The organism is Shewanella sp. SM68 (assembly GCF_025653925.1).
Taxonomy (GTDB): domain Bacteria; phylum Pseudomonadota; class Gammaproteobacteria; order Enterobacterales; family Shewanellaceae; genus Shewanella; species Shewanella oncorhynchi.
On sequence record NZ_JAKKRU010000006.1, the window covers coordinates 215159 to 239732 of the forward strand.

The 24574-nt window shown below is 46.6% G+C and carries 21 protein-coding genes; 11 read left to right on the forward strand and 10 right to left on the reverse strand.

Annotation, left to right across the window (positions count from 1 at the left end; all coding sequences use genetic code 11):
* Positions 1–179: 179 nt before the first annotated feature.
* Both L5M40_RS12195 and L5M40_RS12200 read right to left on the reverse strand, forming a co-directional pair.
* Positions 180–599 carry an SH3 domain-containing protein gene (locus L5M40_RS12195; RefSeq protein WP_105250723.1) on the reverse strand — a complete coding sequence of 140 codons (420 nt, stop codon included), beginning with the start codon at positions 597–599 and terminating at the stop codon, positions 180–182.
* A 363-nt stretch (positions 600–962) separates the two neighbouring features.
* Positions 963–2495 carry a DUF3612 domain-containing protein gene (locus L5M40_RS12200; RefSeq protein WP_263176801.1) on the reverse strand — a complete coding sequence of 511 codons (1533 nt, stop codon included), beginning with the start codon at positions 2493–2495 and terminating at the stop codon, positions 963–965.
* 255 nt (positions 2496–2750) lie between these two features.
* Between L5M40_RS12200 and L5M40_RS12205 the strand changes: the two genes are divergently transcribed.
* Together L5M40_RS12205 and L5M40_RS12210 are read left to right on the forward strand one after the other, a co-directional pair.
* A complete protein-coding gene (locus L5M40_RS12205; protein ID WP_011845404.1) occupies positions 2751–3314 on the forward strand; it encodes a malate synthase in 564 nt (187 codons plus the stop codon).
* Between the two features lie 286 nt (positions 3315–3600).
* The gene (locus L5M40_RS12210; protein WP_106648891.1) at positions 3601–4551 is read left to right on the forward strand and encodes a YeiH family protein; all 951 of its coding nucleotides are present in this window, start codon (positions 3601–3603) and stop codon (positions 4549–4551) included.
* 23 nt (positions 4552–4574) lie between these two features.
* On the opposite strand, the gene L5M40_RS12215 is transcribed toward L5M40_RS12210, so the two are convergent.
* Both L5M40_RS12215 and L5M40_RS12220 read right to left on the reverse strand, forming a co-directional pair.
* On the reverse strand, positions 4575–4721 hold the full coding sequence (locus L5M40_RS12215; RefSeq protein WP_105253023.1) for a hypothetical protein: 147 nt from the start codon (positions 4719–4721) through the stop codon (positions 4575–4577).
* Between the two features lie 113 nt (positions 4722–4834).
* A complete protein-coding gene (locus tag L5M40_RS12220) occupies positions 4835–5380 on the reverse strand; it encodes a helix-turn-helix transcriptional regulator (protein ID WP_105250726.1) in 546 nt (181 codons plus the stop codon).
* A gap of 145 nt (positions 5381–5525) precedes the next feature.
* Here L5M40_RS12220 and L5M40_RS12225 point away from each other — a divergent pair, with 145 nt between their 5' ends.
* Genes L5M40_RS12225 through L5M40_RS12240 form a run of 4 tightly spaced genes read left to right on the forward strand, consistent with a single transcriptional unit; the run spans position 5526 to position 11131 of the window.
* On the forward strand, positions 5526–6749 hold the full coding sequence (locus L5M40_RS12225; RefSeq protein WP_263176804.1) for a metal transporter: 1224 nt from the start codon (positions 5526–5528) through the stop codon (positions 6747–6749).
* Positions 6746–7774 (forward strand): membrane fusion-like protein, encoded by a 1029-nt coding sequence (locus tag L5M40_RS12230; protein ID WP_263148643.1) that lies wholly within the window; start codon positions 6746–6748, stop codon positions 7772–7774. Before L5M40_RS12225 ends, L5M40_RS12230 begins: the two co-directional genes overlap by 4 nt.
* A 1-nt stretch (position 7775) precedes the next feature.
* The gene (locus L5M40_RS12235) at positions 7776–10829 is read left to right on the forward strand and encodes an efflux RND transporter permease subunit (RefSeq protein WP_263176805.1); all 3054 of its coding nucleotides are present in this window, start codon (positions 7776–7778) and stop codon (positions 10827–10829) included.
* Positions 10826–11131 carry a DUF3240 family protein gene (locus L5M40_RS12240; RefSeq protein WP_105250730.1) on the forward strand — a complete coding sequence of 102 codons (306 nt, stop codon included), beginning with the start codon at positions 10826–10828 and terminating at the stop codon, positions 11129–11131. The genes L5M40_RS12235 and L5M40_RS12240 overlap by 4 nt, the downstream gene beginning before the upstream one ends.
* Before the next feature lie 74 nt (positions 11132–11205).
* Here the strand turns inward: L5M40_RS12240 and L5M40_RS12245 are convergent, their stop codons facing one another.
* The 3 genes from L5M40_RS12245 to L5M40_RS12255 form a co-directional block, all read right to left on the reverse strand.
* The gene (locus L5M40_RS12245) at positions 11206–11841 is read right to left on the reverse strand and encodes a paraquat-inducible protein A (protein WP_173248414.1); all 636 of its coding nucleotides are present in this window, start codon (positions 11839–11841) and stop codon (positions 11206–11208) included.
* Positions 11842–11954: 113 nt separating this feature from the next.
* A complete protein-coding gene (locus tag L5M40_RS12250; protein ID WP_219251447.1) occupies positions 11955–13145 on the reverse strand; it encodes an HD-GYP domain-containing protein in 1191 nt (396 codons plus the stop codon).
* 306 nt (positions 13146–13451) lie between these two features.
* Entirely contained in the window at positions 13452–14822 is a 1371-nt protein-coding gene (locus tag L5M40_RS12255) for an ATP-binding cassette domain-containing protein (protein WP_263176806.1), read from the reverse strand.
* Between the two features lie 515 nt (positions 14823–15337).
* Between L5M40_RS12255 and L5M40_RS12260 the strand changes: the two genes are divergently transcribed.
* Positions 15338–16696 carry an isochorismate synthase MenF gene (locus L5M40_RS12260; protein WP_131524435.1) on the forward strand — a complete coding sequence of 453 codons (1359 nt, stop codon included), beginning with the start codon at positions 15338–15340 and terminating at the stop codon, positions 16694–16696.
* Positions 16697–16717: 21 nt separating this feature from the next.
* On the opposite strand, the gene L5M40_RS12265 is transcribed toward L5M40_RS12260, so the two are convergent.
* A complete protein-coding gene (locus L5M40_RS12265; RefSeq protein ID WP_263176807.1) occupies positions 16718–17458 on the reverse strand; it encodes a substrate-binding periplasmic protein in 741 nt (246 codons plus the stop codon).
* A 205-nt stretch (positions 17459–17663) separates the two neighbouring features.
* Here L5M40_RS12265 and L5M40_RS12270 point away from each other — a divergent pair, with 205 nt between their 5' ends.
* Both L5M40_RS12270 and L5M40_RS12275 read left to right on the forward strand, forming a co-directional pair.
* Positions 17664–18323 (forward strand): 7-cyano-7-deazaguanine/7-aminomethyl-7-deazaguanine transporter, encoded by a 660-nt coding sequence (locus L5M40_RS12270; RefSeq protein ID WP_263176808.1) that lies wholly within the window; start codon positions 17664–17666, stop codon positions 18321–18323.
* Positions 18324–18423: 100 nt separating this feature from the next.
* Entirely contained in the window at positions 18424–18882 is a 459-nt protein-coding gene (locus L5M40_RS12275; protein WP_173248422.1) for a GNAT family N-acetyltransferase, read from the forward strand.
* Between the two features lie 338 nt (positions 18883–19220).
* Here L5M40_RS12275 and L5M40_RS12280 read toward each other — a convergent pair whose 3' ends face one another.
* Both L5M40_RS12280 and L5M40_RS12285 read right to left on the reverse strand, forming a co-directional pair.
* Positions 19221–21374 carry a cache domain-containing protein gene (locus L5M40_RS12280; protein WP_105250737.1) on the reverse strand — a complete coding sequence of 718 codons (2154 nt, stop codon included), beginning with the start codon at positions 21372–21374 and terminating at the stop codon, positions 19221–19223.
* A 1-nt stretch (position 21375) separates the two neighbouring features.
* Positions 21376–22758, reverse strand: coding sequence for a sigma-54-dependent transcriptional regulator (locus L5M40_RS12285; protein WP_263256700.1), 1383 nt, complete (start codon positions 22756–22758; stop codon positions 21376–21378).
* A 284-nt stretch (positions 22759–23042) separates the two neighbouring features.
* On the opposite strand from L5M40_RS12285, the gene L5M40_RS12290 reads away from it, so the two are divergent.
* On the forward strand, positions 23043–23867 hold the full coding sequence (locus L5M40_RS12290) for a substrate-binding domain-containing protein (RefSeq protein WP_263176809.1): 825 nt from the start codon (positions 23043–23045) through the stop codon (positions 23865–23867).
* A complete protein-coding gene (locus L5M40_RS12295; protein WP_105250740.1) occupies positions 23864–24571 on the forward strand; it encodes an ABC transporter permease in 708 nt (235 codons plus the stop codon). Before L5M40_RS12290 ends, L5M40_RS12295 begins: the two co-directional genes overlap by 4 nt.
* The last annotated feature ends 3 nt before the right edge of the window (positions 24572–24574 follow it).

Consider the following 24574-nt stretch of genomic DNA (forward strand, 5'->3'; position numbering starts at 1 on the left):
ATGCTTAAGCACTCGCATTCCAGTGACTCGCCGTGAATATATCCCTATAGGCTCGACGGCGGCATCCATGCCGCCAACGGTCACTTACATGCAAGTACTTAATCTCGACAACTCAATGCAAACCTTAAGTACGCTCTTTCAAGTTTTACAAATAGACCTAGATAATGAAGTAAAGCCCCTTACAAAGGCTTCAAATAAACCGAAAGTACCCAAGCAACTTGGTTTTTATATAAAAAAACCTTCCAGTCACCACTGGTAGTAATAACTTCAATACGCTCTCCTTTTAAAAGTGAGCCGAGTAGATATCCATTACGATTAGGCTTATCTCTAACATTGAGCTTATCTACTGTAACTTCAAATACTTGTATATTCTCAGATGTAGGTTCGCTGGTACCTTTAACCCCAGAGGATTGGATATTATTTGCTCCGTACAATGTAGACGATTTATAGCTCTGACTTGATGTTCCAACATGACAAGTTTTATTCCACGAAATGCATGAATTACCACATGGTTGGCCTTTCTTACAGTTTTTAGCATAAGTAACTGATGTCAAATTACTCATTAAAAATACTAGCACTAGCACCCATAGCCTATTCATATTTAGTTCCTTTAATGTTCTTACCTAACACCCAAAAGACATGACAAGCAAATCTCTTCGGGCCTAAATTTCATACCTGATGCCGCAGAATACTATTCCCCTCGGAGTTGCCGCAGGGCGAATGGTAAATTCGCGTGAGTCTCGCCATGGATGGCGAGCTAGCTTTCGCAGGTGCATGGACGCATCCTTCGGAAGCGATAGCAAATTTGCCAATGAGCACAAGGAGCTTTCAACTCCGTTGGGGGCGTCATGGAGCATCCAAGGAGGATAGGACGAGCAGTCCTCCTTGGTCGGGTGTGGGGTGAAGCCCCACGACTTTCTCGGCTGTAAGCCCGCAAAACTCAACGTAAATCAAATAGTGATTTACGTTGCCCCATCACACTGTGACTTACCTGCTTGATAGCAACTTGGTTGACGTGGGCATACGGCGCCGCGAGAGCAAATAAGGCGGGCATCGTTTTTGATCCCGCGTTCTATCCAGTTGATATTGAGGATTTTTGCGACGCTGACCAGATCGCTTTTAATGTGTTTGGGAATAGTGACTGAACCGCCGCTGGCGACACAGGCATCTTTCAGGTCGTGGGCGATAGACAGGGCATCTTTACCCTGTGCTTCAATCGCTGGATTTAAATCTATGCCAGCACAGAGAACATGCGGGTTGCCCGCCGAGTCTTCGACTTTAATCGACTCGCAGCAGTAAATGCGTGGTTCGTTGCCGACGTTTAAAATCGAAATCTGTGCCGAAGTGCCGACCGTCGGCTCGCTGATCATCCTAAAGACGGCCCAATGCTGACAAGGGTCTTCCACTAGTCGCATATTGCCCCAAGGCAGTGGAATCCCGTTACCACGGTAAACGGCTTTGAGCTTGCCCGGTGCGTAAGCATCGAAATAATGCCAATGGGGATAAGGAGAGACGACAGTCATACGCCGCATGGCGACTGAAGCTGACACTTGCAGTTGCTTGTGTACTTCAATCTCATAACCGTGGCGGTCGAGTAATTGGCGATAAGGCACTTTAGGACACAGCAGCGCACCGGCGAAGAAGCTCGATTCAAAATCGCGCCATGCATGCAAGATATCCTGCGCGTTCAAGGTATTGGACTGCATACCCGCCTCTTCATCCACTTCTAATTTGCGGCCTGAGATCATCACACTCTTGAGGCCGTCCTTGTTGTGCAACACGCAATGACCTATGTGCACGGCTAAATCATATTTGAGTCTGTTGGGGCGATTTTTGAGGATTTTATTTACATAAATCGTGCTCGGCGGCTCAATAAATGAGGTGACCAACTGACGCGAACTCACGCCCATTTCATCGATAACTTCCTGCGGCGTACTGTCTATCCACTTGATTTTTAATCCCATTCCCTTAGCGATATCCAGCATATCGTCCAGAGATAAGGGCATACGTTTGAGGCCGACGTCTTCGGCGGCACGTTCAAGATCGGGGAAATGATTTTGATGGTGTTCTTGATGGGCGCGGATCAATAAATGGGCAAACTGCCGACCTGAGATCCCTGTTTGCGACAGCATCTCAGGTATCGCTATTTGTAAAATATCATTGGAAAACAAAAAGCTGGGCTCGAGTGCCATACCGCTTATGCCACCACGTCGGCCCTTGTCTGGCGTAATGGCGTTTTCTTCGGGCACATCGTCTAAGAACCATTCGGCGTCTTTTTGAAAAACCGCGGCGATCACAGCCAGCATTCCTGCACTCGGCACACGCTTGCCACGTTCGATCATCGACAAATATGACACAGAGGGCGCACTTCCCGCGTCGACTCGAATGCATCGTGCCGACAAATCTTCCATAGTTAAATTATTACGTTTCCGTAGGTTACGTATTTTTGTGCCTAGGAAATGTGATTTTCTCATCAAGCTCTGGTCATTGCGCATTTTGTAAAATTCACAGTGTAAAATTTTTATTGTGAAATTGTAGTCAAAAAAAGACTAGACTACAAATCAAGCAATCAAGGAAAGGCTAATGCGAACAAGCTAAGCCATTCCAGTACAAGAAATGCTTAACCACTCCCACTAAAAGTGGCTAAGCACTCAAAGCGGACAAACCAAATTGAAGACAAACTTTGATAAGCCAAAAGTTAAATCAAAACCCTGAATTTTTTTAAATTGAAAGAGTGAGAGGAACAAGCGATGAATATGTCAATTATCAAGAGCAACCAGATCCAACCGAATCTAAACAGCCTCATCGCAGAAGAAGTGCTAGCCGTGGCCCAAGTGAATGTCGCCGAGCACGAGAAGATCGCTAATGCGAAACAATTCCTCGACCGCCTCTTTCCACTTAACTCTGGTTCACACCAAGATGTGAGCAGCTATGTGGTTTACTACCAACACCTGTTGGCCTTTTTTGCCGACGGCAGCCACAGTGGTTTACGTCAGCCAAAACAGTTTGTGGCCTTTAACGGCACTAAAGATGCGCCTTGCGCCATAGTGTTACAGGACCTAGGTTGCCACGTTGAACTCAGTTTCGACCGCAGTGGCATGATAGGTGCGAGAGACGTTGCCAATCTGGAAGATATCCAAATCGGAACGTCATTAAACATGGTAGTCGGAACACCAGAGTCACGTTCTGCCGCATCGCGCCATTGGCTCAGCCTATTACATGCGGGTATGTCCAGCGCCAACGACACCCAAGATAAGTTGTTTACCGCAAAGGATGGCAGCGATTACAACTTGAAAAGTATCGTAAATTTATAATTTCACGCTTTGTAACCTCGCCATTTATTATCTAGCCAAGAAGATGAACTGAGCTCAGTTCATCTTCTTCGATTTACCCTCCTGCTTTGCCAAATCTTCTAAGAGTCAATAAAATTGATTAACTAGGTAAGTTTAATTGATTTTATTGAGGCTCATACACACAGCTATAATGCCCTCTTGCATCTGTCTCCATGATCAATCCAATTGATCGCCATTTTGTATCCGTCGCTTAATGTGAAGATCTGTGGTTGGAACGATAAACCGAATCGCTCGAGCCTAAGGCGTTATGAATTCTTCATCGACATCACAGCAAGATAATAAGACTCATCGCATCGTTTTCATCTGTGCGGGTTTGTTATGCCTCGCGCCTTTTATCTCATCGCCCATGGCGCTAGTGCTCGGTTTTACCTTAGCGAGCCTTGGTTGGGTACCAGTGCAATGGAATATCGCCGCACTCACCAAAAAACTCCTGTCTTATTCGATCATTGGCTTAGGGTTTGGGATTAACTTAAACGCGGCGATCGAGGCGAGCACCCACAACTTCGGCCTGATTGTTGGCTCAATCTTTTTCACCCTCAGCTTAGGGTTTGTGCTCACCCGCGCCCTGAAATTTGATCATGTCACGGGCCACTTAATCGCCTCTGGTACCGCTATTTGCGGTGGCAGCGCCATTGCCGCAGTCGCTCCGGCCATCAATGCGCGTAACGATCAAACCGCCACTGCGTTAGCCTGCGTATTTGTGCTCAATTCAGTCGCGCTATTTTTATTCCCCGCTCTCGGCCACTTGCTCAATATGAGTCAATACGATTTTGGCGTGTGGAGCGCCATCGCCATCCACGATACTTCATCGGTTGTTGGCGCGGCTTCAGCCTACGGCGATGAAGCCTTAAAAACCGCAACCACCATAAAACTTGCCCGCGCCCTGTGGATTATTCCGATCGCATTGGTCAGCGCTATGTTGTTTGGTGGCGATAAGCGCAAGCTTAACCTGCCGTATTTTATCGGTTTTTATTGTTTAGCCATTGCCGTGGCCCATTGGTTGCCACAATTCCACGCTGTTTATGACACCTTATTTATGGTGTCGAAACGGGCATTAGTCCTGTGTTTATTTTTGATTGGTGCAGGAATTACAGTGCAGAAAATGCGGGCGAGTGGCCCCAAACCTTTGTTGCTTGGGGTGATGCTGTGGGCAGCGATTGGTATCACGTCTTTAGTGTATATTCTTTATTTTCAATAGCTAAGATTTAACTCAAAGCCAATCTACTCTGCCGTCGGCTTCATTCGCCAAGCCCAGTAGAGGACGCCAACAAAGGCGGAGAATTCGATAAGTGAACGCACGAGTCCTGTGGTTTGCGTCGAAGCGACCAAGGCAATCAGGCAAAACACGATAATCAGCCAGTTTTTCAATTGCATCTTCCTGCAAACTTAGGGGATGCTCATTATTGTTTAGAACTAAAAACTCAGCAAATATCGATTTTCAATAACAAATAGCTATAACAGCTAAGCCAATCCTGCGTTGATTAAGCCGCCTTAGGGCTTGATGCCGCTTCATTCGCAGCAAGATCTTGATTATGTTCTTGAATAAAATCTTCCATAAACCAAGCGCAAAAAGTATGGCGTCCATCGACTGCCGCTTTACCGTAAATGGTCGATGCCTGTTGTCTGACGGTTTTTTCTTTAGTCTGGCGCACTTCAGCAATTTCTTTAAAACTTAAGCCCTTAAGTAATAAAAATGCCACTTGCTGCTCACTCTTAGTAAAGCCCCAAGTCTCGAATTGCTGCGACACCGCTTGGCTATATTCTTGTCTGGCAGAGCGCATTTGCGTCGACATATTGTCGATTTTTTTATCCGCATGCTCCAACCGTTTAGCCAACGCTTTCACTTCGCGGGAGCGACGAATAAGGTCATAACTTAAGTACATGGCACCAATCACAGTGAGCACTAATAACATGGCTTCCTGGGCAATATGCCATTGGGGAATGCCCAATTGAATGTCGGAAGTGATGTCAAAAAGCTTAAAGCATATGATCAAGGCCAACAGACCAATAATGACAAGATCCTTCATCGAAAAACTCCTAAATAAAAGCAAAATCAACCCATTAATTTATGGGACATATGTACCATAGACGGTTTTATGATACATGTCCCCCACGACTTTCGCCCACCAATCCCTACACTGACAGCACACTTTATTACCATAGAATCGTCCTATGTCTGTCAGTACGTCTTGTATCAAGTTATGTCTGTTGGCGACCTTAGTCAGCTGCAGTTTCCTGTGCCACGCCGCTAATTCCGAGCTATCTCAAGCACTCACCACCAGCCAAGCAAGATTACATTCTCTATCTCAATCAGGCGGTCAGTTACCGCAATCACAAATAAGCTTAAGCAGTTCATCTTGGCTCAATGGCCTGCCGAGCATTAGCTTGAGTCACTTAGGTAGCCTAGATAATGGTAACAGCTACGAGCAGGAACTCTCACTCAATTTGCCAATAAAATCCCCTGCTTTGCACAGCAGCGATAAGCAAATTAAACAACTCGCCCAAGGCATTCAGGTGCAACAAGCCGCGCTGCAAGGCCTGTATTTATCGGGATTATTGCGACAAAGCCTGTGGGAACATCGCCTTGCCGCAGTAAAACTGGCCCAATTAGATCGCAAGAGCCAATTACTCGACAAGCTTCATAGTCAGCAAAAGCAACTCACAGATGCGGGCGAACTGCCGATTGCCCACATTCTCTTGTTAGAACGCGAACTGGTGGATATTGCACTGGAGCGGGTCGATCTTAATCAGCAACAGGCCGAGGCGCGTGCCCTCTATCAACAACTCACCGGACAAGAGCAAATACCGCAGAACATAGCCGAAACCGCGCGGCCACTTTCTGCCAACAACCAACCCAATGACATGCTCGCGCAGCATCCATTATGGCAACTATTGAGCCTGCAGAAGCAGCAACAGCTGTTGATCATCCAGAGTCAGCAAGCAGGGAATAACGATCCTTGGGCAGTCTCACTCACGGCCAAAAATACCGCCGATAATAAAGTCGATGATCAACAGCTTGGCATCGCCGTTTCTGTACCACTGACCTTAGGTTCTGCCCTATCACAAACCGAATTATCCCAATGGCAACAAGCCAATACCGAGCACACGCTCAACCTCGACCGTACCTATATCGAGCTAAAAACTCAGCTTAAAAAGCTAGAGCAACAGCAACAAAACTTACTCGACCAACAAACATTGCTAACCCAAGCCTTACACCTTAGCCGCACCATCACTGAAGAGCTGGCCAAGGTCAAAGACCAAAATCAAGTTAGCTACGAAGTCTGGCTGCGCCGCTATATGGATGCCCTCGATACCGAATCCCGCTTAGCACTGAACCAAGTCGCGCAGCAACAACTGCACTCCCAACAACTGCAAGCCTTAGGAATTTCATTATGATGGCCAAGTACGGCGCATGCCTTTTCTGTTTATCCGCCAGTGTTGCCACTTTAGTGCAGGCTGAATCCTTAACGATAAGCTCCCTCGGTAATTTAGACCTGAGCTACGTACAACCACAGAAAGTCGCCAGTTATGAGGGCAGCCCGTTGCCCGCGCAGGTTGAAATCCTCCCCGGTAACGATTATTGGATCAGCACGCCGGAGAATATCCAGCAGATCAGCTTTCTCGTCGGCCAAGGCCAGCTCGTCACTAAAGGCCAAGCGATTGTCAAACTGACTGGGCCAGAAGTGTTCCACTACCTCGCCCAAGTCGAAGCCGCCAGCAGCTTATATCAACTGGCCAAAAGCCGTTATGAGCGCAATAAACCCTTATTAAACAATGGCAGTATCAGCGCAGAAAAATGGCAAGAGATCAGCCAAGACTACTTCAGCACTCACCTCGAATACGAGCACATGCAGCATTTTATGGAGATAGTCAAAAGCACAGATGCCGCCACAGACTCCCTAGTGGTAGGCACGCCAGTGGCGGGGATCGTTAAACTCAACCAAGTGAATGGACCTTATATGGCGGGTTCACAGCTATTCTCACTGGTGCCCAGCGACAGCATTCGCGTCAAGGTCAGTGTGCCAATGAGTCAGTCGCACTCACTTTCGGCGGTGAATATCAATCAGTGCCATATCGCCATTGAGTCCGTGTCGGCCATCGCCGAAGGTGCCTTTGTGACCGCTTGGTCATCACCCTTGCCGCAGGAATGTAACTTACTGTTAGGACAACAGATCACTGTGATACCCGAGTATCAAAAGGCGGTGTATTTATTGCCTAAAAATAGCGTATTCAGTTGGGAGCAAGACAGCCAAGTCTTCACTAAAACCGCAGACACGCTCACCTCGATTACGATCGATATTCTCGGTTCAACCCCAGAGCAATATATCGTTGAAAGCGATCAAGATCTCAGCCAAATCCAAGTGTTATCCCAGTCAGTTGCTGCAGTCAAAGGCATAATGCTTGGCCTAGGAGGCGAATAAGATGTTGACCTCAGTCATCCGCTTTTCGCTTACGCAGCGCTTATTTGTGCTGATTGTGGCGCTGATCATCATGTTAGCGGGAGCGCGAGCCTGGTTTTCCATTCCCTTGGATGCCTTTCCCGATATTTCGCCCACCCAAGTGAAAATCATCCTCAAGGCGCCCGGCATGACGCCGGAGGAAATCGAAGCGCAAATTACCGTGCCGATTGAAACCGAACTGTTAGGTATTCCCCATCAATCGATTCTGCGCTCGACCACTAAATACGCCATCAGCGATATCACCCTCGATTTTGACGAAGGCACAGATATCTATTGGGCGCGCCAGCAGGTGAGCGAACGCATCGCCGCCGTGTGGGACAGTTTCCCTGAAGGTGTGACGGGCGGCGTAGCGCCAATGAGTACGCCGCTCAGCGAAATCTTTATGTTTTCACTCGAAAATCCCAATCTATCACTGATGGAAAGGCGTCAATTACTCGAATGGGAAATCCGTCCGCTACTACGAACCGTTGCAGGTGTCGCCGATGTGAATATCCTCGGTGGCTATGCCAAAAGCTTTAGTGTGACCCCCAAACCTGCGGCTATGGCGGGCGCGGGCGTAAGTTTTGCGGCGCTGCAACAGGCGATAGTGGAGAATAATCACAACGAAGGTGCGGGCAAGCTCACCATTGGTACAGATACCATCATAGTGCGTGCCGAAGGTCGCATCGATGACATCGACGAGCTCAAACAATTAGTGATCAAAGCCGATGATGCCAGAGTCTATCGACTGCAGGATTTAGCCGATATTCAAATTGGCCACTTAGCCCGCTATGGCGCAGTCACTAAGGACGGTAACGAAACCGCCGAAGCCTTGATCATCGCCCTGAAAGACGCCAATACCGCACAAGTAGTCAAAAACATTAAAGAAAAACTCGATCAAATCAGCCTAACCTTACCAGAAGGGAGCCAGATCAACACCTTTTACGACCGCGCGAATCTGATCAATACCGCGATTGATACTATCTCCAATGCCTTGTTCGAAGCCGTAGTGTTGGTGATCATCTTACTGGCGCTATTTTTAGGCAACGTTCGCGCCGCATTAGTCGTGTCACTCTCGCTACCACTCGCCGCGCTGATGACGTTTTTGATGATGGATTACTTTAATCTTTCTGCGAACTTAATGAGCCTAGGCGGGCTAGTTATCGCCATCGGCATGTTAGTGGATTCATCTGTGGTCGTAGTCGAAAACATGGTGAATCTCATCGCCACTAAGCAGAGATTACCGCGGCTGCATTTGATTTTTCGCGCGACCAAGGATGTTGCCATTCCCGTGGTGTCGGGCACTGTGATCGTCATGATAGTGTTCTCACCCTTGCTGACCTTGAGCGGGCTCGAAGGCAAACTCTTTACCCCAGTTGCGGTCACTATCGTGTTTGCCATGCTGTCGGCGCTGGTGTTGTCGTTAACTGTTATTCCGGTTATCGCTTCTTATCTCGTCAACGAAAAAGCCGCCAAGGAACCTAAGGCGATTGAAAAGCTTAAACAGCTTTATCTGGCCAGCCTCAAGAGCACGTTTAGCCATCAAAAACGCTTTATGGTGATCGCCTTTAGCTTGCTTATCGTCAGCCTAGGGCTGTTCGGGTTAGTGGGAAAAACCTTTATGCCGACCTTAGATGAAGGCGACATTATCCTGCAGCTGGAGAAATCCCCGTCGATTTCACTCGAAGCTTCGATTGCCATCGACAAGCAAATTCAGCAAACCTTGCTGGCTAAAGTTCCTGAAATCAAACAAATGGTGGCGCGTACTGGCGCGGATGAAATCGGCTTAGATCCCATGGGGCTCAATGAAACCGATGTATTCTTAGAACTTCTGCCCCGCAGCGAATGGCGCTTTGCAAATAAAGAAGCGCTTATCGATGCGATCCGCACTGTGTTATTGGACTATCCCGGCGTTAATTTTAACTTCACTCAACCGATACAAATGCGCGTGTCCGAAATGCTCACCGGTAGCATTGGCGACGTGGCGATTAAGGTCTTTGGTAATGATATCGACACCTTAGGTCAGCTCACGAGCCAAATCCAACAGCTGGTTAATGCCACCAGCGGCAGCGTCGATGTGAAAATGGCGATGATCGAAGGCAGCCCTTTTATCAACCTCACCTTAGATAACGAGCTCGCCCGTGGCTTTGGCATGAGCACCATGGAGTTTGCTCGCTACCTGAAAAGCCAACTCGAAGGCGTGATCGTGACCGAAGTGCTGCAAGGTAAGAAGCGCACACCCGTACTGATGGCTAATAATCAGAGCCACTTAAGCAGCATTAATGAGCTTAAAAATCAGTTACTGGTGATGCCAGATCACTCCTTAAAACGCCTGAGTGATGTCGCCACCTTAAGCTATAAGCAAGGCCCCATCCTTATCGAGCGTGAGCAAGGGAATCGCTTTTCAGTGATCACCACCAACGTGCAGGGGCGCGATATTGTGAGTTTTGTAGAAGAGCTCAACGCTAAAATCGCAAAGGAAATCAAACTCCCGAGCGGTTATAGCGTGAGTTTTGGTGGCGAGTTTGAAAACCAGCAGCGAGCCACCAGCAATTTACTGTTAGTGATCCCCATTGCTATCGCACTGATCACTTTGATTTTATTCACCACATTTGGCTCACTGGCCAAAGCGGGCTTAATCCTCGCCAACGTTCCCTTCGCTATGATGGGCGGCATAGTTAGCCTGTATTTATCGGGGGAGTATTTGTCCGTGCCCGCCTCAGTTGGCTTTATCGCCCTGCTCGGCGTCGCTGTGCTCAATGGCGTGGTAATGGTCAGCTATTACGAACAAACCAAGCACATGTTCAGTCATCTGCGCGAACGGGTAGAACAAGGTGCGGCGCGGCGTTTACGCCCCATTTTGATGACGGCGACAACGGCCATGTTTGGTCTTATGCCGCTAGTGTTTGCCTCAGGTCCTGGGGCTGAAATTCAAAAACCTTTAGCGATTGTGGTGATTGGCGGTCTGCTCACTTCAACCATTACCACACTGTATTTACTGCCAATTCTGTATTTTTGGCTGGAGAAACGTAAATGAGCACAGAACAACTGTTAGTACTGATCGCCCAAAATGATATTAAGGACGACATAGTCGATACCTTGATAGAGTTAGAGTTTCTATCGGGTTTTAGCCTAGGGAATATTTGTGGTTTTAGCCGTGAACACAGCCATTTTAATATCAAGGAACAAGTGGAAGGTTATCGGGAGTTTTGCAAATTCGAAATCATGCACCCCGTTGCACAACAAGCCGCGCTGCTCGCTGCGCTGGCGTTGGTCTGCAAACATAATCCCTGTCGCTATTGGATTATGCCCATTTATCAAAATGGCACTTTGTCCTAACTCACTGCGCCATTAACCGCGTTAAATCTCGTCATCCGGCCTTATCGCTAAGGTCGGGATGCCTTATAAAATAGCTACAAAATTGGCGTTGGACGCCGCACTAAAAAACCACTCAGGATCGATAAAATGCAGTAAGCGGTAAAGAAGTAAAATCCATTTTCAAATTGCGCTTGGGTTTTTAGCATTTCCCCCATGCCACCTGAGGCGTTCCCCGCCATAAAGGTGATGATCAGCGCTACCACAAACACATCGGCCATCGACCACTTGGCGAGTGCGTTGACGACGGCATTAATCCTCAGTTTCAGGCCAATCGAGCTAACACATTGCTGTGCCAACATTAAGCTCAACTTCAAGGCTGGCACTATCACACTGAATAACATGACTAATCCCGCGACGAGCCCATTACCAGAGTGATAAAGCTCGGTCACTGTTCCCCAAATACTACGAGTCTTCTGCAACACTTGGACTTCACCTTTAAGACTATTAAACCCAAGCAAACCACTGACCATGCTTAACATACCGCGGGCACTGTCACGCCCAGAGTCCTCATCAAAGCTTTGGGCAACTTGCTCTATGCCTTGTTCCGCCAGCTTGGCCTTATCGATACTGCCGCTGATACTCAAAATTGGTTGAGTCACCCCAGGGATTAACAAAGCCAAGGATAAGATAATGATAAAAATAGGAAATAGAGATTTCATAGCACTGTTCATAGCATTGCTCGACCAGAGAAATACTTTCAGTTTACGGTTTTTAGCGCAGGCTCTGCAATCATTCACACCAGCCATCGACTCAGATGACCGGTATTTAAGGTAGGATTTGAAGATTAATAGAAAGGAGTCGGATCGATATCTAATGTACTCGGTGACACACCGCGTTCAATATAAAGTTCAGATTTTAATAAATCCACCATAGCGACATCAGTGTAACGTTTTACTTTTAAAGAATAAAAACACTTTACGATTGGATGTAGCGCATCCCTATCTTTCGAGGCCCAAACAATACCAACACGACCATCCGACAATTCAACTAAGGAACCCACAGGGTAAACACCAATACAACGAATAAACTCATAGACCAATTCTTGATCCAAATGGAATGGCGTCAGACTGAGTAAAATTTTAAAGGCCGCGGCAGGGCTCATAGCCTCTTTATAACATCGCGTTGCTGTCAAAGCATCGAAGATATCGACGATACAACTCATACGGCCATGGCGGGGGATTTCATCACCCTTCAAACCCCTTGGATAACCTCTGCCATCTAACTTTTCGTGGTGCATTAAGCAGATATCTTTACTGATCTGTGACAATCCATTAGTTTCGTTCATAATTTCAAGAGCATACACTTGATGCAGCTTCATATGTTCGAACTCTTCCGGCGTCAGTTTGCCCGGCTTATGCAGCACTTTATTGTCGACTTTAATCTTGCCAATATCGTGCAAAATCCCGCCGACCGCCATTTCCCGTAACATGACGCGATCTAGCTTTAAGTATTTACCAAAGGTAACCAGTAGAAAGGCGACATTCACTGAATGTTCAAGTAGATAGGCATCTTTTGAACGGAGTGCAGACATACATTTAAGCGCATCAGCATCCAACATCACTGACTCTATCATGGTATCGGCTAACGCTTCGAAGGGGGCAACTTCGATGGCTTTACCTTCGAAGGTCTCAGATAAGACTTTACGAATGAGGTCTTTCGCTTCGGTAAGCATGACTTTAGCTTGAGCTTGTTGCTTATCTCGGCTAATGAGCGCTTTTTTATTGTCGGTTTGATTATCGTTAGTGATTTTTTTCTTTAACCCACAATGTTCAGCCGAACGATCAGCGTCTACCCAAACAAATTTAATACCGCTTTTAGCTAACTTTAAAATCGCATCCTTGTGTTTAATTTGTCCTGCATTTGCAATAGCAAGTTGACCTTTATCATTTTTGTCTATGGCACTGACAAACATACCCAATGTCAGCTGTGACACTGGTAATTTGATAAGTTCAACTGATTCTGCCGACTCACTCATATCTACAACCCCAAGGATGATGTGCCTGAATAAAATATCAACTTAACCATACGACATTAAAGCGACTTACGCTCAAATGTTCTGTTGTTATTTTTGATTATTATAGAACAGACGTGAGGGGCATTCTAAGACGAGGATTAGAAAATCACCATAGACTTTCTTGGTAAATAAAGGGGCTTAAACAAGATACGATGAAATCAGAGCTTAAGGTGTAGATTAGACCCATTTCAATCTCTCATTATTTCAACAAATGCCTAAGGGCTAGGCATTCAAAACCTGCGACCCTCACGCGCGAAAAGCTCACAACTACCCCACATAACGCTCAGCCATTTCAGTTGACTCTTCCACCAATAAACCATTACGTAAACTCAGTTGCCGTGACACTGCGCTGTGTTCAATGCTTCTGTGAGTGCTGAGCAAAATAGCGCAACCTTGGGAGCTTAACCGCTTTAGCAAGTACCACACTTTGCCGTAGTAATGCTTATCCATCCCCGCCAATGGATCGTCCAAAAGCAGCACCTTAGGGCGTAGACAGGCGAGTGACGCTAAGGCAATCAAGTGCTGTTGGCCGTAGGATAATTTGTGGGGCGACAGATGGGCTAAGCTAAATAAATCCAACTCGTCTAACATTTGCACCGCTCGCTCTTTGGGGAGCTCAAAGCGCCTAAGGCTAAACTGCATTTCGGCTAGCACGTTAGACTCGAATAATTGTCGACTCGGCCTTTGCATCAATAGTCCCAATTCAGCGCCATAAATCCCCAATTTAGGCCTTCGCCCTAGCACTTTAAGGGGAAGACGCTGCCTTAAACTGTGCACGCCCGCTATGGTTTTCAATAAACTCGTTTTACCAGAGCCGTTGTCGCCCACTAAGGTCACTATCTCCCCCGCTTGCAATTGAAATCCTTGTGGACACGCAAATAACGTGGGACAAGCATCGAACCCAAAATCAAAGGCTTCGGCACTGACCAAGACTTTGCCTAAATGCTCAAATTTAGCTTGATGTCGCCACGCAGGCGCTTCAATTTGCGGCGCATCGCTCACTGTATAGATGCCTTCGGACAACTTGCCAGCCTCTAACTGCCAATAATGCTGAATAATCTCGGCGAATGCCGAGGCGTTATGCTCAACTAATACTAGCGCCATACCATCTTGGATAAGATTGCGAAGCACGACCAGCAGCTCACTCACACCGTGATCATCGAGTTGTGCCCAAGGTTCATCGAGCAACAGTAAATGCGGCTCTGACACTAGTTGGGCGGCGATCATTAAGCGATATTTTTGACCGAGGGAAAGCGTGCTGACTTGGGTATCGAGGCGCAGATACAAGCCCACGCGCCGCAGTGCTAATTGCACTTTAGGTAGCATTTGCTCGGCGGGAATACCGAGGTTTTCTAAGGCGAAAGCCACCTCGGCACCAACGGTTTGCCTTAGTAGCTGAGTTTGTGGGTCTTGCATTACCAGACCCGTAACCAATTGAGGATAACGCCAGATGTCACCTTCATGCGGGCGATTTAACACGCCCGCCAGTAGATTTAGCAGACTCGATTTTCCTGAGCCCGTAGGACCGCTCACGCAATGACATTGGCCAGTGCCAATCGCCAAGTTAATTTCCTGTAATACCGTCGGTAACTGGCTGCCATAGTTGAAGCTAACGCCTTCGAGATCTAAGAGTTTCATGCTATATCTGCCTATAAAGATCTAACGAACAGCCTATGACAAGGCTTCACCCTAGTCGTCTTTCATTCCCCACGGCGAGTCATACGTTAATAGACATCTAACTTGTCACGTAGAAAATTTAAGATGTGCAAGCTATTGTGGACCGCGATTATTCTGTCTCAACCGAAAAACGTTTAAAAACCAACCTAGATCGACTAATTACGACAAAGGGAAAGTATATTTAGCGACTAAGAGACAAAATGTCCACCGAGGGTGACTTGCCCGACAAAAAGACCCACTCAAGTCACATTTTTTATCAGCGTAAAATGAGACTATGGCGAAAGTCACACGATAGGGCCTTACATCTTGACACACTCGACCGTGGCCTTTAATTTGAGCGAAAGATTCTTATTTACAGACTAAAATCACTACGGGTAAATGGCTTGTAAAAGAGGACATTAACCTGAGTCGAATTTACTGACGCTGACAGAGTGACCTTCAGCTTTCGCCTTCATCCGTTATCTTTGGAGTTCTATTTGCCCGTTCATGCCCTGTCTGAAGACCTTAAGTCTCTCATCGACAAACTCATTCAATTAAAGCAAGTTCCACCGACGGAACCGATAGTGCAGTTGTCACTAAACACTGTCGCTATGCCTTTAATTTCATGGCTGGCATCCCAGACTCAATACCCAAGGATCTACTGGCATGGGCGCGACAGAATCGAAGAAGTCGCGGCGATAGGGGCATGCAAAGACTTTAGATTTGAAACCGGAATCAATGATCAGCAACTGGCCATGGCCTACCAAGAGCAGCGAGCCTTATCGACGAATCAGAATATTCGCTACTATGGCGGTGTTGCCTTCGATCGCACTATAGAGTCTTGGCCTGAGTTCGGTAATAGCCGCTTTATCCTGCCGCGCATTGAATTTAGACGCAGTGGTAACAAATTTAGCCTATTAGTGAATCTTAATTTTGCTGATAATGATCACCATAGCGAGATAGATAAGGCCATCGGCGCTATCGAAGCCGTCATGCCTGCTAAGCCACTCTCGCCACCTAAAAAGATCGTTCCACTTGGGCGCAGTGACAAACCTGATTTTGAACGTTGGAAGACATTAGTCGAGCAAGTGGTGGATCCTAAGTTCAATCAAGATACCCCAAAAGTCGTGTTATCCCGCTTAACGCAACTTGAAGTCAACGAACCTATCGATCCTTGGATGGTGCTGGCTTGCTGGCAGGGCCGTAATCCCAATAGTTTCCAGTTTGGCTTTCAATTTAGCCCAGATCGCACTTTTATCTCTTGCTCACCAGAGCGTTTATTCCGCCGCCGTCAGCAGGAACTATTTACCGAGGCACTTGCTGGTACAACGGTACGCGGTCTCAATCAAGAAGAAGATGTTGCGCTGGCGAACGCTTTATTAGAAGACAACAAAAATAGCGTTGAAAACCAACTTGTTCGCAGTCACATAGTGAATATGCTCACGCCGCTGAGCAATTATGTTGGCGCCGATGAATTAGCGACTATTTTTAAACTGAACCATATTCAACATTTACACCGTGCAATTCGAGCCGAATTGAAACCGGGCGTGAATGATTTCCAACTGTTACAAGCCCTGCATCCTACTCCTGCAGTTGGCGGCTTGCCGCGGTATTCAGCGCTAAACTTTATTCGTCAACGTGAAGGTTATATTCGCGGTTGGTACGCCGGTGCCTGCGGCTATTTCAATAAATATGAGAGTGAGTTTTCGGTAGCGATCCGCAGTGCGCTGATCGAACCCGGTCGGATTAATCTATTTGCGGGGGCGGGAATTATTGCAGGTTCTGAGCCCGAAGCTGAGTGGCAAGAGCTTGAAAATAAACTCGCAACCATAATGTCGATTCTATTCGAAATGTAATAAGCCTAGTAAAAATTAAGACTATTCAGCGCCATCAGCCCTTCGTTTTTCAATCGTTTCAAGGTAAAGCCTGTCCTGTTCACCCGAATCGATTAAGCGCTTATGTGCAAGGTCAAAATGTTGTTTCAACATCTGGCCTTTCTCGGTGTTAGCGAAAACAAAATAGGTTTCGGCCTTGAGTACGCCTTGAATAATCACAAAATTTTGTGGCGCCTTTAATTTAGAAACAAACGTAAGCAAATTAGGTTTGTAATCTAGCACGGCATCTATACGTCCAGCATTTAAGCTATTGAGCATAGTCAGCATATCGCTACTTTCTTCGTAATACATAGGCACAGGTGTCAGCATATTGTATCTGTAGGCCAGCATGGCCTGAACCTTCTTGTGGGATAGGCTTTCAATACCAGTCCATCCTGCCGCCACCTCGGCAGTAACAGCCACATCGATAGAGTCCACTTCAACCATATTCTCTGTTAATAGCCCCTTTTTAATATCACCCTTGTAAACGCTGAGCGTGATATCGGTACGATTGTGCTCAACAAGATATAAACTGCGGGCAAAAGGCATAAACTGTACATTGAGTTGCCATTCTGGCTCAGGGAAAATCCGCTGAAGTAACTCGAAGTAGTAACCCGTTTTATCACGATTGGCAAATCCCTCCCAAGTTGACGTTGCGACATTGACCACTATCGGCTGAACGGCGGAAACAGATACAGGTAACACAGCTAAAAATAAGCAAAAAGTAGCAAAAAATCGTCTCATGGCTATCCTCCTTCGACGTATTCAAAGTGTAGAAGAGTTTTCATTCTATGTGCACATTTAAACAGCAGACTTGCATCTTAAAACTCGACCACTATAATGGCGACCCGATTTCAGCACGCAGTCATCGGCAATAAAGTCGTAAACATAATAAATTGAATATTAGCGGGTTCCCTCACCCCGCCCTACACAACTAAAAAGGCCACATATGTTAATGTTAACCACAGCGCAGCTTCGCCGCGCTTTATTCCTATTAGTAGGATTTCACATACTGATTATTTGCGTCAGCAACTACTTAGTACAATTGCCATTTCAACTGTTTGGCTACCACACAACTTGGGGGGCATTCAGCTTTCCGTTCGTGTACTTAGCCACAGATCTCACTGTCCGTATTTTTGGCCAAAAAGCCGCACGCAGCATCATACTCAAAGCTATGATTCCCGCTTTGATGATTTCCTACGTGATGGGAGTGATGTTCCATCAAGGTAGCTTTCAAGGTGCTGATTCACTTGCACAGTGGAATACCTTTGTGTTCCGAATTGCCTTTGCCAGCTTCGCGGCTTATTTGATTGGTCAGTTGATGGATATTAAGGTTTTTGCCCGTATTCGAGCCAGTCGCTCTTGGTGGGTCGCCCCAGCCGCCTCAACCTTAGTCGGAAATCTGGTCGATACTTTAGTCTTTTTTAGTATCGCCTTTTACGCCTCTTCCGATAGCTTTATGGCAGCCAATTGGCCCGAAATCGCTACAGTCGATTACGGCTTTAAGCTAATCGTGAGCTTAGGCCTTTTCCTACCGGCATACGGTGTTTTGCTAAAAGTCTTACAGGACAAGATTTTGCGAGCCAATCCGCAAGAATCAATTTCCTGATTAACCCAACTGGCCAGACCTGTTATAATTTAACCAGTTAATAGCTCAGCCCTGCTCCTGTTAACGCGCGAGTGGGGCTGATTTTTTATGAGAGTAAACTATGTATTCTATTGAAATTAAAGCAGAGTCAAGTTTGACTCCCGAGTTAGCCGCTCAGCTTATCCAACTTAGCCAACAAATCCCAGAGCTCGATCACCCACTCACAAACGAAGTGTTAGACCAGCGCTTACAGGGCAAGACATGTTTGATCTTAGTCGCATATGTAGAAGGTGAACTTGCGGGTTTTAAACTGGGTTACGAGCAAGAAGAAACCATCTTTTACAGCTGGTTGGGTGGGGTAGCATCCGACTTTAGACGTTTAGGCTTAGCGCAGAGTCTACTCGAATATCAAGAAACTTGGGCACGCCGCCATGGCTATAATCATATTCAGGTGAAAACGATGAATCGTTTTCCTGCGATGCTTAATTTATTGATCTGTAATCAATATTTAATTACTGAACTGACAGCCGATCCTAAAAGCTTAGTCGATCATAAACTGTATCTGTGCAAGTCGATCTAAACCGTTAATGGATGAGGGCAAAACGATATTTGTAAAGATGTGCACTTTTTGCAATAAATAGCTTGCAAACACAATTGAGAATGATTATCGTTAACGTGCGTTCCAAAACTCATCTTTAACAACGATGACTGGTAATCGACGTTGTTATGGAGCTCCTGAGTTTGCAAGCACGACATTGCTCACACACACTCTTTGTGGCCGGACTCATCATCCGGCTTTTTTTTGCCTAAAAATCAGTAATGCAAAGCCACATAATACAAAGCCAGCAATCGCTCGACATATTTTAATTCAAACTTAATCAGCCAAATACAACACAATGTCTATCTAACGGGATAAGACTAATCTGCAGACATATCGCTGTAGTTGCCCGCAAAGTGTAAGCCATCGTAGGGATTATTTTGCTGATCTTCCTTCGCTTCATGATACAAACCTATGGTAAATAAAGACCCTTTACCCAAAGTTGAACTCACTTCTATCGTGCCACCAATCCGCTTGATAATGCCGTAACTGAGCGAAAGACCTAAACCAGTGCCATCCTTACGTGTGGTATAAAAAGGGTCGAATATCCGTCCAAGCTGCTCTGGCGCTATCCCTGAGCCTTCATCTTCCACTTCGATTTTGACGCCAATCGGCATATCCTGCTGCACCCAGTCATAGGTTCGCACCCAAATACGTCCTTTACCGTCCATCGCATGCGCCGCATTCACTACAAGATTAATCAAGACTTGCAGCAACTGCGGACGATTAACCTGTACTGGACAACTGGCGTTTAACTCAGTGATCAGCACGACTTCTTGTTTTTGAATCGAATGTCGCACCAACACCAACATTTCTTCGATAATAGGAGTCATCGGATGCATTTCTAGTGGTGCGTTGAATTCGCCAGGTCGGCTGTATTGCAACAGGCTACGGATGATAGTGCTGATCCGCCCAACCTGTTGAATGACTAGATCAATTTCTTCTTTTACTACTTCAGCATTATCACCAAGTTCGTAGCGCAGTAATTCCATATTGCCAAGAATTACGGCCGTCGGATTATTGATTTCATGGGCAATACCTGCGGTCAATTCGCCAAGAGCTGTGAGCTTCTCGTTAGTGACGAGCTGTTGACGCGTTTCGTTTAGTAATGCCACGTTACGTTGCAGCTCTAAGGTTTTATCCTGCAAGCTACGAGTACGCTCTTCAACCTTCATTTCAAGCTGTTCTGCCGCCGCTTGAATTTGGGCATTTCGACGCTGTAGTAAGTCAAGCATACTGTCGAACTGCTCAGCTAAGTTCGATAACTCATTATCCCTATCTAATCCTAAGGCGCCGATACGAATATTGCGCCCCGACTGCACCGCTTGTACAACATGGTGAATGCGTTCAATGGGCTGCAATAAACTATAGGCGCCGCGATAAACCAGCAGGCCAGAGACCAACAGTACTAACATTAGAATCGTGCCTAGCTCTATGATATTGAGTAAATAATTATGGATAAATGGCGATTCAGAAAAGCCAGTATAGATCATACCGACACGTTGGCCGCGAACATCTTCCAAGGGGGCATAAGCGGAAATAAACCAATCGTTAAATACGAAAGCGCGATCGACCCACTGCTCGCCTTGAGTTAACACTTTATCTTTCACTTCCTCCGACACTAAACTGCCAAGCGCGCGGCCCAGCGTCTCATTGCCTGTGGGATAAAAATGCAGCGGCACGTTGGTGGAAATACGGATGTTATCTAAGAAGATGGTCACAGTGCCGATGGAACGCTCGGGCAAGGTGCCTTTGTCGTATACCAGATCACGAATGTGGTCGACAATTCGAGTATCGCGATTAAACAAGATCCCACCATCGAGATACCAAGCCACTTTGCCTTCCATATCAGGGACGGGCAATAGGCTACGGCTCAATAAACCACGTTCTTCAACGGTTTTAACGGGGCTCTGCGCCCGCAAGGTTGCAACTATCGGAATGCTCGCAGTGATAGCCAATTCGGGGTCGATACGTGCTAAACGCTCGGGCGGCAGCACCATCAAGCCGGAGTAAGGTAATAAACCGTCTAACTTAGGAAGGATTTGTCGTAAATCGGGGTCTGCGGCCGCTTCGGCAACACTAACTAAACGCAAATAATCGAGATTTAGCTGTTTTTTCTGTTCAAGAAGAAAAGCATCAATACTGGCTCGGTAGCTGACTTCGCCACTTAATTCTTTACCACTGAAAAGTGGCCTAAAGTCATTTTGAAAAGTCCAAGACGTCACCACACGTTCAAGTTGTTTTTCTTGGCGTACTTGCACTTGCTGCAAGGTGTTTTCGGCAACAGATAAGTCAGCTTTAACCTTCATAAACAGCTGCTTACCTGTATAACTGATGTTCCAGTAAATAGTGATAAACACTAAACTCACCAGTGTCAGTAGAATGGGCAGTAACGTCAGGATTAATATGCGATAGCGCACCTTGGCCTGCATTTGCTGCCAACTGACACCAAAAAAGTGAGTGAAGAATGACACCCTATGACTCCTGTTCGCCACTAAAATCAAACCACTCTTTATACTTGCGATCTAAGGTCTTACGCGAAACGCCTAAATCCCTCGCCGCGGCAGACTTATTGCCAGAATGTAAGTCCACAACACTGGTCACATGGTGTTTTTCTACGTCTTTCAATGGCCAATCCAATGGATAACCCGATGTGGATAAAGACTCACTCTTCAGCTGTTGCTTCCAATATTCCGCTGGCGGTTTACCCAGCAAAATACAACGCTCAATCATGTTGCGCAGTTCACGAATGTTACCAGGCCACTCGTGTTGCTGTAGTTTCACCATATCTTCATGGCTCCACACGACTTCTCTTACCCCTAATTCAGCGGCAAGTTGGCGAGTGAAATGATGGGTTAACTCCACGACATCTTCGGGTCTATCACGTAATGGCGGGATTAAAATATCGAGCACATTCAGCCGATAATATAAATCTCGACGGAAATTCCCTGCATCCACTTCATCAATCAGAGTACGGTTAGTGGCCGCGATCACTCGCACATCGATGTTAACTTCTTTCTCGCTGCCCACAGGACGAATCGCTTTTTGCTCTAATACTCGGAGTAAAGCCGTTTGCATTTTCAGTGGCATTTCGCCAATTTCATCGAGAAAAATCGTCCCGCCAGAAGCAAAACTGAATAAACCTTCACGATTGCCTTTCGCACCCGTAAAGGCACCGGCGGTATGGCCAAACAATTCACTTTCGAGCAGTTCAGGGGCGATAGAGCCACAGTTAACTGGGACAAAAGGTCCCTGACGTCCACTAAGCAAATGCAATTGCCGTGCGACTAATTCCTTACCCGTGCCCGACTCACCTTGGATTAAGACGACGGCATTGGTCGACGCCACACGTTCGATGATATGTTTCACCGACTTCATGGCTTCACTGCTGCCAATAATGGTCGATGAATAACCGATGGAAACCTCACGACGCAGCATCAAATTTTCACGTTTAAGCAGACGACGTTCGATACAGCGATCGACCGCAGTCATCATCTGTTCGAGATGGAAAGGTTTCATGATGAAGTCAGACGCACCAGCGCGTAGCGCGGTAATCGCGACTTCCATGTCAGCATAGCCGGTCATAAAAATGATGTCCGAACGACGCCCCTGCTCATCCAACGCTTCATGCCATTCGATACCCGAACGACCAGGCAGACGAATGTCGACGATAAGCAAATCGAAATGGCAACGGCTACGCAGCTGCTCAGCATCTTCGATACTGCCCGCCGTTTCGACTAAGGCAAATTTCTTCGAGAGTGCCTTATTTAAAAAACTCCGCATTCCGGGTTCATCATCAACAATCAGTACCGATACTGCCGATGGAAGAGGCTTGAGGTTATTATCTATCTGGCTCATATTGTCTGCTTCTGGACATTTTGACTCATTTGCGACCAATTCTAGCACTGAAAATAGATGAATAGGTCACTATGAACCATCAGAAGTTTGTCCTGAGACAATTTGTCTGTGGAGTATTTGTTAAGCTTGGGATCAAGCTCACAAATTAGGTTAAGCTGTGAAGAAAATGACCGCATTCTCAGCTTGGCATCTAACTTGCTTTCAACCGAACGTATTACAATTTACGAGACCTTCCACTCAGTAGGCATTTGAGTTGGAATCCTATTTTCCGCCAAGGAGTACCCATGCTAAACATGAAATCTCATATGAAGTCATTACTGGGACTGGTTGTTGCAGCCAGTATGTTCACTGTTTTACCCGCTCACGCGACTGAAATTATCAAGTTAGCCACCACCACCAGCACAGAAAACTCAGGCCTATTGAAAGAACTGTTACCTAAGTTCGAAAGTGAATCAGGCTACAAGGTTCAAGTCATCGCCACAGGTACAGGTAAAGCCCTGAAACTAGGTGAGCAAGGTGACGTGGATTTAGTCATGACTCACGCGCCTAGCGCCGAAGCTAAATTCGTAGCCGATGGTTTTGGTGTTGAGCCCCGTGGCATTATGGAAAATGATTTCGTAGTACTTGGCCCTAAAAACGACCCAGCAAAAATCCGTGACAGCAAAACGGCCGAAGAAGCCTTCGTTAAAATGGCAAAATCAGGCGTACCTTTTATCTCTCGTGGTGACAACTCAGGCACTCACATCAAAGAGTTAGAAGTATGGAAAGCGGCAAATGTTACTCCTAACTTCAAAGGTTATACTTCAGTCGGTCAAGGCATGGGTAAAACCCTGCTGATGGCAAACGAAATGCAAGGTTACACTCTGTCTGACCGTGGTACTTTCGTGGCTTATAAAACTAAGCTCGATCTTGCCGTTGATTTCGATGGTGGCAAAACCTTAGCCAACCCATACCAAGTCATTCTCATCAACCCTACTAAATACCCAGATCTGAACCACAAAGGCGCTAAAGCATTCAGCGACTGGTTGATCAGCAAAGAAGGTCAAAGCATGATCAACAGCTTCAAAGTTGAAGGCGAGCAATTGTTCAAGGCAACTTATAGCGAATGAACGACGGCTGGCTAGCACTATTACAGCAGGCGTTAAGCCTGCTGTTTTCTTTAGACCCTGACGTTTGGTCCATCATTTCGATCTCGTTTTCGGTTTCTTTCGCGGCACTGCTGATCACGCTGGTTCCTTCCATGGTGCTCGGCTTTGTGTTGGCGTTTGCGCCATTTCGCGGCAAATGGATAGTCACTAACTTAGTTCAAACTCTGCAATCAATCCCTACAGTGGTTATCGGTCTACTCGTGTATTTACTGCTAACGCGCAACGGTCCTCTGGGCGATCTAAAATGGTTGTTTACCCAAGAAGGCATGATTCTCGGGCAAATGTTCATCTGTGCCCCCGTGCTAATTGCAATGAGCCAAGCCGCATTCACTAGCGTTGATCGCAGAGCTTGGGAAACCTCACGCACCTTAGGTGCCTCTTGGTGCCGTGCAGTGTGGACAGTATGCAGAGAACTGCGCATGCCCTTACTGCTGGCGATTGTCGCGGCCTTTAGTCGCATTCTGACCGAAGTCGGCTGCTCTATGATGGTCGGCGGCAATATTTTAAACGTGACCCGTAATATTCCTACCGCAATCGCACTTGAAACCAGCAAAGGTGACTTCGCCCAAGCTATCGCCCTCGGGCTAGTGCTGCTAATCTTGGCCTTGATCCTCAACTTTGCCTTAGGTAGTTTACGCGGCAAAGCCATGCCAAGGAGCCATTAAGCA

Bases quoted from the DNA above. Each gene is read 5' to 3' on its own strand.
- L5M40_RS12245 (WP_173248414.1), bottom strand. From the start codon at position 11,841: ATGAACAGTGCTATGAAATCTCTATTTCCTATTTTTATCATTATCTTA.
- L5M40_RS12230 (WP_263148643.1), top strand. From the start codon at position 6,746: ATGATGGCCAAGTACGGCGCATGCCTTTTCTGTTTATCCGCCAGTGTT.
- L5M40_RS12255 (WP_263176806.1), bottom strand. From the start codon at position 14,822: ATGAAACTCTTAGATCTCGAAGGCGTTAGCTTCAACTATGGCAGCCAG.
- L5M40_RS12270 (WP_263176808.1), top strand. From the start codon at position 17,664: ATGTTAATGTTAACCACAGCGCAGCTTCGCCGCGCTTTATTCCTATTA.
- L5M40_RS12195 (WP_105250723.1), bottom strand. From the start codon at position 599: ATGAATAGGCTATGGGTGCTAGTGCTAGTATTTTTAATGAGTAATTTG.
- L5M40_RS12240 (WP_105250730.1), top strand. From the start codon at position 10,826: ATGAGCACAGAACAACTGTTAGTACTGATCGCCCAAAATGATATTAAG.
- L5M40_RS12250 (WP_219251447.1), bottom strand. From the start codon at position 13,145: ATGAGTGAGTCGGCAGAATCAGTTGAACTTATCAAATTACCAGTGTCA.
- L5M40_RS12285 (WP_263256700.1), bottom strand. From the start codon at position 22,758: ATGAGCCAGATAGATAATAACCTCAAGCCTCTTCCATCGGCAGTATCG.
- L5M40_RS12235 (WP_263176805.1), top strand. From the start codon at position 7,776: ATGTTGACCTCAGTCATCCGCTTTTCGCTTACGCAGCGCTTATTTGTG.
- L5M40_RS12225 (WP_263176804.1), top strand. From the start codon at position 5,526: ATGTCTGTCAGTACGTCTTGTATCAAGTTATGTCTGTTGGCGACCTTA.
- L5M40_RS12290 (WP_263176809.1), top strand. From the start codon at position 23,043: ATGCTAAACATGAAATCTCATATGAAGTCATTACTGGGACTGGTTGTT.
- L5M40_RS12275 (WP_173248422.1), top strand. From the start codon at position 18,424: ATGTATTCTATTGAAATTAAAGCAGAGTCAAGTTTGACTCCCGAGTTA.
- L5M40_RS12265 (WP_263176807.1), bottom strand. From the start codon at position 17,458: ATGAGACGATTTTTTGCTACTTTTTGCTTATTTTTAGCTGTGTTACCT.
- L5M40_RS12200 (WP_263176801.1), bottom strand. From the start codon at position 2,495: ATGCGCAATGACCAGAGCTTGATGAGAAAATCACATTTCCTAGGCACA.
- L5M40_RS12295 (WP_105250740.1), top strand. From the start codon at position 23,864: ATGAACGACGGCTGGCTAGCACTATTACAGCAGGCGTTAAGCCTGCTG.
- L5M40_RS12205 (WP_011845404.1), top strand. From the start codon at position 2,751: ATGAATATGTCAATTATCAAGAGCAACCAGATCCAACCGAATCTAAAC.
- L5M40_RS12210 (WP_106648891.1), top strand. From the start codon at position 3,601: ATGAATTCTTCATCGACATCACAGCAAGATAATAAGACTCATCGCATC.
- L5M40_RS12220 (WP_105250726.1), bottom strand. From the start codon at position 5,380: ATGAAGGATCTTGTCATTATTGGTCTGTTGGCCTTGATCATATGCTTT.